Annotated in this window: 10 protein-coding genes; 3 read left to right on the forward strand and 7 right to left on the reverse strand. The window is 49.6% G+C overall.

Features of this window, described 5'->3' with window-relative positions; translation table 11 throughout:
• Positions 1-261: 261 nt before the first annotated feature.
• Positions 262-1,614, forward strand: a complete 1,353-nt coding sequence (locus H6F90_RS27735; protein ID WP_190555229.1) for a DUF3991 and TOPRIM domain-containing protein — start codon at positions 262-264, stop codon at positions 1,612-1,614.
• Positions 1,615-1,835: 221 nt separating this feature from the next.
• On the opposite strand, the gene H6F90_RS27740 is transcribed toward H6F90_RS27735, so the two are convergent.
• The 5 genes from H6F90_RS27740 to H6F90_RS27760 all read right to left on the reverse strand — a co-directional run bounded on the left by H6F90_RS27740 (position 1,836) and on the right by H6F90_RS27760 (position 5,073).
• The gene (locus H6F90_RS27740; protein ID WP_190555230.1) at positions 1,836-2,774 is read right to left on the reverse strand and encodes a ParB/RepB/Spo0J family partition protein; all 939 of its coding nucleotides are present in this window, start codon (positions 2,772-2,774) and stop codon (positions 1,836-1,838) included.
• On the reverse strand, positions 2,768-3,547 hold the full coding sequence (locus H6F90_RS27745) for a ParA family protein (protein WP_190555231.1): 780 nt from the start codon (positions 3,545-3,547) through the stop codon (positions 2,768-2,770). The genes H6F90_RS27740 and H6F90_RS27745 overlap by 7 nt, the downstream gene beginning before the upstream one ends.
• A 107-nt stretch (positions 3,548-3,654) precedes the next feature.
• Complete coding sequence (locus H6F90_RS27750; RefSeq protein WP_190555232.1) at positions 3,655-4,350, reverse strand: hypothetical protein; 696 nt, start codon at positions 4,348-4,350, stop codon at positions 3,655-3,657.
• A 9-nt stretch (positions 4,351-4,359) separates the two neighbouring features.
• Positions 4,360-4,647: a hypothetical protein gene (locus tag H6F90_RS27755; protein WP_190555233.1), complete on the reverse strand. Its 288-nt coding sequence runs from the start codon at positions 4,645-4,647 to the stop codon at positions 4,360-4,362.
• A 45-nt stretch (positions 4,648-4,692) separates the two neighbouring features.
• On the reverse strand, positions 4,693-5,073 hold the full coding sequence (locus H6F90_RS27760; protein ID WP_190555234.1) for a hypothetical protein: 381 nt from the start codon (positions 5,071-5,073) through the stop codon (positions 4,693-4,695).
• A gap of 164 nt (positions 5,074-5,237) precedes the next feature.
• Between H6F90_RS27760 and H6F90_RS31265 the strand changes: the two genes are divergently transcribed.
• Positions 5,238-5,360, forward strand: coding sequence for a hypothetical protein (locus H6F90_RS31265; protein ID WP_255525083.1), 123 nt, complete (start codon positions 5,238-5,240; stop codon positions 5,358-5,360).
• A 233-nt stretch (positions 5,361-5,593) separates the two neighbouring features.
• Here the strand turns inward: H6F90_RS31265 and H6F90_RS27765 are convergent, their stop codons facing one another.
• Positions 5,594-6,268, reverse strand: coding sequence for a hypothetical protein (locus tag H6F90_RS27765; RefSeq protein ID WP_190555235.1), 675 nt, complete (start codon positions 6,266-6,268; stop codon positions 5,594-5,596).
• An 89-nt stretch (positions 6,269-6,357) separates the two neighbouring features.
• Here H6F90_RS27765 and H6F90_RS27770 point away from each other — a divergent pair, with 89 nt between their 5' ends.
• A complete protein-coding gene (locus H6F90_RS27770; RefSeq protein WP_190555236.1) occupies positions 6,358-6,588 on the forward strand; it encodes a hypothetical protein in 231 nt (76 codons plus the stop codon).
• A 210-nt stretch (positions 6,589-6,798) separates the two neighbouring features.
• Here the strand turns inward: H6F90_RS27770 and H6F90_RS27775 are convergent, their stop codons facing one another.
• Positions 6,799-7,059: a filamentous hemagglutinin gene (locus H6F90_RS27775; RefSeq protein WP_190555237.1), complete on the reverse strand. Its 261-nt coding sequence runs from the start codon at positions 7,057-7,059 to the stop codon at positions 6,799-6,801.
• Positions 7,060-7,166: the final 107 nt, after the last annotated feature.

Consider the following 7,166-nt stretch of genomic DNA (forward strand, 5'->3'; position numbering starts at 1 on the left):
GTCAGCCAAGTTCGTCATCGTGTAGTTAATCGGACTGCTTAGTAAGTACTGGCAGTAATCCAGTTTGGTGAAGCTCATGCCTCTAGTTTATGTCTGTCTCTGCGTAAGTCCTGCCTATATTCCGTTCTGGAAGGAGATTATCGAACAGATGTTCAAGGCTACGATCCGACTTGGGAAACAGCGGGACCCATGACGCCAGCCCTGGAGGAGAACTCGCCCCCTCAGGGGAGCTCAACTCATCCAAAGACGCAGGTTGATCTGATGTCACAGGTTCCCCCTGATCCGGAGTCTGCCGCTCAGCTCAACCCAGACGATCAAACTGTCTCAAGCGATCTAGATGGTCCGTCGGCTCAATCCGAATTCCTTCGTTCCAAATTCGAGGTTACCGATTGGGTGGCGATCGCGAACGAGGTGCGGCACTTCGATCTAGAAGCGGTTGCAAACCACTTAGGACTTGTTAAGGATCGGCATGACAAGAATAAATGGAAAGGTGCAGGACATATTATCAGTATCAATCATGATAAGTTTTACGATTGGCTAGCGGATCGAGGCAGTAAAGGAGCCATTGACCTGGTCATGCTAGTTCAAAATTGTGACTTTAAGGCCGCCGTTCACTGGCTTTCCGGTCAGTCTTTGACCGCTGCGAATGACAGTCAATTTCAAATCCCAGTCCGTTCAAAATCCCGCCCCTTGGAGCTTCCTCAAGTTGATGAAAGGCATTGGGAAGACGTCCAGCGCTATTTAGTAGAGATGCGGGGGCTCCCGGCGAAGTTGATTCATCGTTTGCATGCTCAGGGTTTAGTTTACGCCGATGAGCACTGGAATGCCGTCTTTTTACGCTACGCCAGTGATGCCGATGGTCAAACTTGGGCACGTCATCAACCCACAGGGGCGCTCCTTCGCGGTACTCGCGATCCCGCACACCCCTTTCATCGACTCGCGCCTGGATCTTCACGAGACCACGGTTGGTTCTGGATCGCAATGGGGCATGGGGTAGTCCAGCGAGTCTTACTGACCGAGTCCCCCATTGATGCGTTATCGCTGGCCACCCTAGAAACGGACAAGCGATCGCAGATCCCAGGAATCACAATTTATTTATCTACAGATGGGGCAGGAGCGATTCCTCTTAAACCCTTACAAACCGTGATTGAGCAAGGTGGAGAGGTCACTGCAGTGTTTGATGCGGACCACGCTGGAGAAAAGATGGCATGGCGCGTTGCCCAACAGTTACGAGGGGTGAGACGGATGGCTCCTGCTTATGGAAAGGACTGGAACGATCGGCTTCTGGGAGAGCAACAACCGCAAGACCGCAAGCCTGCTGTTTCAGCTCGCGGGGACAAACAAACCTTGCACTCCCTTTGGCAGTGGTATCGAGTCGCCAGCGAGTTAGGCCACTCTCAGAACTATCTCACCCGAATTTCAGAAGTTGCTAGAGACGTGGTAGAAGATCATCCCTTATCCCAGAAGGCTAGATCCGCAATGCGCCAAGATTTCCAGACTTACCAACGGCGAATCGTCCTAGAACTGCAGAGTGGGGAGCGAACTAGCGCCCCTGATACTTCTTTGCGTGCCCCTGCAAAAAAGCAGCGCTTAGAGGTTGAGGTCGGTAGCTAACTAGCGAGTTTGCTCCACTTTACCCTCTAGACTTTAAAGTTTGATGCTGAAGCTGATTCGACTCATGAGGTGGGCTTGAAACTTGAGATCCTAATTGCCCAAGGAAGACTAGGTTCAGTAGGAATGTAACTTTATGGAACTGTAAGCAAAATTGGCAGCTTTGATCCCAGTAGGTCAGCCTCTGTACGATTCACTGATTAGTTCTGATCATCAGCCTAGCCCTATCCTGGCTCCTCTTGCAGGAGTGATTCTATCTGCGCGAGCAGCTTCTCTAATTGCTTTTGTTTTTTGGAATCATTCCAAATCTTGGCTTTTTGCAATCTCCGAGTCGCGTTCCCCATCCGTTCTTTGAGAGATGGGGATTTTGGAGTTGCGGCTGGGCTGGCCTGAATACGCTCTCGAATTTGTACGAGTGAGAGATTATCCGCGATCGCTGCTTCTAACAAAGCTTGACGTTGAGTTTCATCTTTTAGCCGCGCGATCGCTCGAGCCTTAGTGTACTCAATCTGCCCCTGACGTAGCGCTTCCAAAATAGTATGGGGCAGGTTCAAGAGAGGTAGACGATGGCTGGAAAATGATTCCCAAGTCATCCGTCCAATCGATTGAAACACATCTTCAATCAGTTGGATTTGAGCTTGTTGCTCGTTTCCGACAACGTTGTCGGAAGATTTGGCTAGTCGATGAAGTAGCGAGGGAATCTCTTGAGTATGAACTTGAAGCTCTAGCGCCAAAAGGTTGATGACTCCTTCTGTTTCTTCGACTGGATTTAAATCTTCGCGCTGCAAGTTTTCGATGAGAGCTAATTGCAGAGCTTCTGGATCGGTGAGCTCACGAACCACAACTGGAACGTGAGCTAAGCCAACTGCTTGAGCGGCGCGATAACGTCGTTCTCCTGCAACCAGTTCGTAATTATTGGCTGATAGTGGACGTACCAGTAGCGGCTCTAGAATTCCATGCTCTTGCACAGATTGAATTAAATGCTGCATTTTGTCGGGGTCGAAGTACCGACGTGGCTGCTGCTGGGAGAGAATAATTCTGGATAACTCGATTAAAGACTGTTCTGTAGAGCTTTGAACCTTCGTCGTTGATTCGGTGGGTGTGAAGATTCCAAGTTCAACTTCGAACGGATTAATTCCCAATCCACTTTTTCGCTTTACCAACGCTTGAGTACCTCGTTCATTAATTCTCGGTAGGCTTTTGCTCCAGCACCATTAGGGTCATGCTCAAAAATCGAGCTCCCAAAGCTTGGAGCTTCCGAAATCTTAACGGTATCTGGAATGATAGTCTTAAACATACGATCGCCAAAGTGATCTTGAAGGGATTTCAAAACGTCTCGACTAATGTTTTTGCGACCATCATACCGAGTGGCCAGAACCCCTACAATTCGGATTTCATGTTCTAGAAAATTCTTTACTAAGTCGAAAGCGTATTCGACGCCTCGGATGCCTAGCAACCCAACATAGCTCATATCGACTGGAACCAAGACGCCATCGCTAGCCTTTAAGGCGTTAATGGAGAAGACCCCGATATTGGGAGGACAATCAATCAAAATATAATCGTATTGCGCCTCGATCGCGCTAAGCGCACGCTTCAGTAAATTTTCTCGCCCCGGTAAGCCTGAAATAGCAATTTCTTCGACTGCTAGCAGAATGTTAGATGGCAAGATATCAACTCCACCTGGAGTTGAAACTATTGCTGCTTTTAACAATGTTTGGGTTTCCTCAGGAGCACTTTGTAATACATCTTTTAATTGGGTCTCTAACTTCCAAATAGGGATACCGAGAGAAGCACCAGATGTTCCCTGGGGATCAATATCAACCAGCAAAACTCTTTTTTTCTTCTTGAACTTAACAAGACCGGCAGCAAGGTTGGTAGCGGTGGCAGACTTGCCAACGCCCCCCTTCATATTGAAGATTGCAAGCTTTTGAGCCACGGGAGATTAGTAGAAGTACGAAGTTACTGGTGAGTTAGAAAAATCATACGTCCTTAAGGTGATTTTTGGACTGTTTCAACCGTCACTTTTAGGATGGCACTGATCCACTAACTCATCGTTGATCGCAGCCGCGAATTTACTGGGCTTGTTTTGCAGGACACCTTGATACCTTCTAGCTGGTAAAAGTCTCCTTGTTGCTCCAGGCTAAACTCCCCGAGTAACAGGGCGAGCCAAATCTGAATCAAGGGCATCTGGAGCGATCGCTGGAGCTCTAGCAATGAAACTTGAGGCTGGGGATGCTGCTGTAAGCATTGGGCGATCGCTTGGACCCAGGTGGTGATATTTTCCTCATGGGCCACATCTAAGGCCAATTGCTGAGCTTGCCCCAGGTGGGTTTGATTTAAGAACTCCAGCAAATTCGTTGGCGCGACAAGACCCTCAACGGTATCAGCCGATTGAGGAGGCTGTGGTTTGGGTGCTGCGGCTACCCATATCTCATCCAGATTCAACGTCATGGTGTGCCGTAGCACCTCTTGCAGCAAGTCGGTGCTCAAGATAGGTTCACAGGAACTGGAATTATATTGTTCCTCCCAAGCATCGAGGAGTTGCTCGGCTCGGCAGACATAGAGGTCAATCAGCTGAGCCAGCACATCCCCTGCAACCTGTAATTGCTCTGCCTTCGGCAAACTCGGCAAGATGCACTCTAATTCTTTCAACAGCGCTTTCAAGTTGGCCGCAGCGGGGTTAGCGATTGCTTGCTCGATGGCCTGGGTGAGAGGGTGCTGGGAGTGCTGTGCTGGCATATTGATCCACTACACTCGCAAGGGACAGGGTTCAATGGGACACTGTGCCACTGGTACTTCCTTAATGACATCCTCAAATCGAGTCACGCCAAACTGCTGAGCCAGGGATGCCAGCATTTCCTTGATATACGCACTGACGCGATCGCCCTTGAGACCCATGCAGTGAATTGGGGGTACCACCGCAACCAGTTGATTTTCCTGCCACACTTCAGCAGCGACGGCATGAACGGGAGCGTCGGTCTGCTGGCGGTACAGCACGAGAATGGCAGCAGGCGCGATCGGCACTGGAGGTGGCATCACTTCAACGATGGCAGTCGGTGGCGTCTCATTGCACTTTGAATCCTATTGTCGCACAAAGCGCGGACGCTTACCGTCTCTCACGCTGCGGTATGGGGACGGTTCTAGCTTGACGATTTGAGCTTGTAGTTGATTGAGTTCGCGCTCGAGTTTCTGAATTTGTGCTCCTCGGCAACAAGCCGCGTCATAGCGAGCAATATCTCTCACGGGCACATACATGCTCTTTTTACCATTCGGCAGTAGTTTTCCTCGGCCCGCTCTTAATCGGACGTACTTCAAGTCTTGCTTAGTGCTCTGAGAAGCAGTCCCGCCAGCGGCAGAGCGTTCCAGTTGCACCCCGATGAGGTAGTCCCCCTCCTGTTTCAGCCCTGCGATCTGAGCTTCTAAAGCTGTGAGGCGTTGTTGCAAGCTTTGAAGGGATGGCATCGCTATTCGTGTTACATTGTCTTCTCTGCAAATGTAACACGAATAGCGACTGACGCGGCAAATTCTCAATGCCGCCATTCAGCTGTGAGGTGATCGAGCATCTGTGCAGATCATCTTTCCAGCGAGAGTTCAATGTCTCTTTTGTGAAGTTGTGGAGCGAGCAAGTGACCAGACTCAACAGAGTAGATAAGGGTCTGGTGCGATCGCCTATCGCTCAGGTAGGGAGTGATAGGCAAGAATTTTTGCTACTCCAGCGTCAGGTCAAACAGAGGTTACAGGCTTACTGAGCGCGGCGGCAGAATTAAGGAGAAAAGTGGGAGCGGAATGCCACGCTTCTGAATCCGATTCCCAGCGAAGTGAAGGGCCGCGATTGGGGTATCTGACCTACGATGAATGACCTTGCTTGACTCAGCACAAGCTGTTGCCCAGCTTCGTTACTATACGGCAGCAGGTTGATGCTGTCGTCGCCATGCAGGTGCTCTTTGCGGCGATCGCGGCGGCGCAGTAGAACTTGAATGGATTAGCGGCTGGATTCTGCTACTTTTTGGGAGAGGCTATAGCGGCCTTTAGGACCCCGATACCACTGCCCCTCTTTAGCTCCGGTGGAAAGAATGTTTAACATGCGGTTGCGAGCAATGGTCCGCACGTCTTGAGGGATAGCCTCGACAAAAATCTCATCAACTAAGTCAGGTACACTCAGAAGCTCCTCTGGCCGCCGCTGGAACACAGCCGCGATCGCTGTAGGTAGAGAAGTTTGACGAAAGGCAGGTTGTAGGTAATCCTGCCAGTTGTTCGATCGTTTGCCTAGCTTACCTGCTTTAGTGCCTTGAGGTGCTTTGCTGCTTTTCGCTGTGGCCGGTGGCTTGGAAGTAGAACGGCTTTGCTTGAGTTTTACCTCCTCTGGCTCTTCAGCAGCGGGAACAGGAGTCGGTACTGAGGTATCTGAAGCAGAAGCGGCATCCTCTGTGGGGACATCGGCGGGAGCGGCAGTATCTTCTCCAACTTGGGAGGAAGTCAAAGTGGGAGATGAGGTCGTAAACAAATCAATGACAGTCTGGAGACTTTGGCGTTTCTCTCGAACTGCTGCGAGTTGTGTGGTGAGTTCTGCTTCTTGGGTGGCGAGGGTGGCATTGGCTTCGAGCAAGTTAGCAAGAATGCTCGGGGAAGCAGGCTGAGACGTGGAAGAATTGACCATAGGGGAGTGCTGTGTCAGCTATTTTGATTCAAGAGCATCATACAAAGCTCTTGTGTTTTCAGGAAGTCTCGCAAGTGGTAGCCAATAGGATGATTTTTGATTCCGATTTCCGATGGGCAATCGCTCAGCGATTGATCTCACCCCCCAGTACTTATCAAGTTCTTGTGCAGGAATCAAGTGGATCTAAGCGCTGCCCCGCGATTGCTGCGTATTTGTCGGACTTGCTGCCGTTGGTCCCAGTAGAGGATGTTAGTCAGGAAGCAGGCAGAAGCAACCTCTCTTGGGCTTCTGAGCTGAGCGATCGCTTGATTGGTTTCTAAAAAATAATACTCATCTCAAAGCCGATCACTTCAGACAGCTCGAATATGCCATAGCGATCGGATTAGAGGATTGTAGGTACCTTTATTCACCATTATAAAGATGTCAAATCGGTTCTATAAATCAGCTCTTGCATTTCAATCTCAAATTGTTCAATTTGTTGCTTTAACCATTCAGAAAATAAGTCGGAGAAGATTTTGTAGCGCAGCGACTCATCTAATCGTGCTAATAATGTTCTGGATGTCAACAGCATTATTAAAGTAAGCCGCGCTACCAGTAGGGACAGAAAACTCCCCAAAGCTGTGAAACAAATTGCCACCAGCCTGCGTTCCTCCTTCAATGGTTCTGATATTGTCCTGCGTTGTGACGCGAGAATTATTGGGTAGAGTGCCATCAGGGATAACTTGGACTAGTGCGCTAGCTCTAGAGGAAGCGATCGCTCCACCTATAACAAACCAAATCGCTAATGCCAACTTCCAGTTCTCAGATCTTGCACCAAGGCTTAAAAGGTGGCAGAAAGGGCGTGAAACTAATAGACCGCAAGAACAATGGACATTCTTGCCCACGCCCAAGAACTAAT

Source organism: Trichocoleus sp. FACHB-591, assembly GCF_014695845.1.
In the GTDB taxonomy this organism is placed as follows: domain Bacteria; phylum Cyanobacteriota; class Cyanobacteriia; order FACHB-46; family FACHB-46; genus Trichocoleus.

Excerpts from the sequence above, each read along its gene's own strand:
- H6F90_RS27770 (WP_190555236.1), top strand. The coding sequence starts at position 6,358 with ATGATTTTTGATTCCGATTTCCGATGGGCAATCGCTCAGCGATTGATC.
- H6F90_RS27760 (WP_190555234.1), bottom strand. The coding sequence starts at position 5,073 with ATGCCATCCCTTCAAAGCTTGCAACAACGCCTCACAGCTTTAGAAGCT.
- H6F90_RS27735 (WP_190555229.1), top strand. The coding sequence starts at position 262 with ATGTCACAGGTTCCCCCTGATCCGGAGTCTGCCGCTCAGCTCAACCCA.
- H6F90_RS27765 (WP_190555235.1), bottom strand. The coding sequence starts at position 6,268 with ATGGTCAATTCTTCCACGTCTCAGCCTGCTTCCCCGAGCATTCTTGCT.
- H6F90_RS27755 (WP_190555233.1), bottom strand. The coding sequence starts at position 4,647 with ATGCCACCTCCAGTGCCGATCGCGCCTGCTGCCATTCTCGTGCTGTAC.
- H6F90_RS27750 (WP_190555232.1), bottom strand. The coding sequence starts at position 4,350 with ATGCCAGCACAGCACTCCCAGCACCCTCTCACCCAGGCCATCGAGCAA.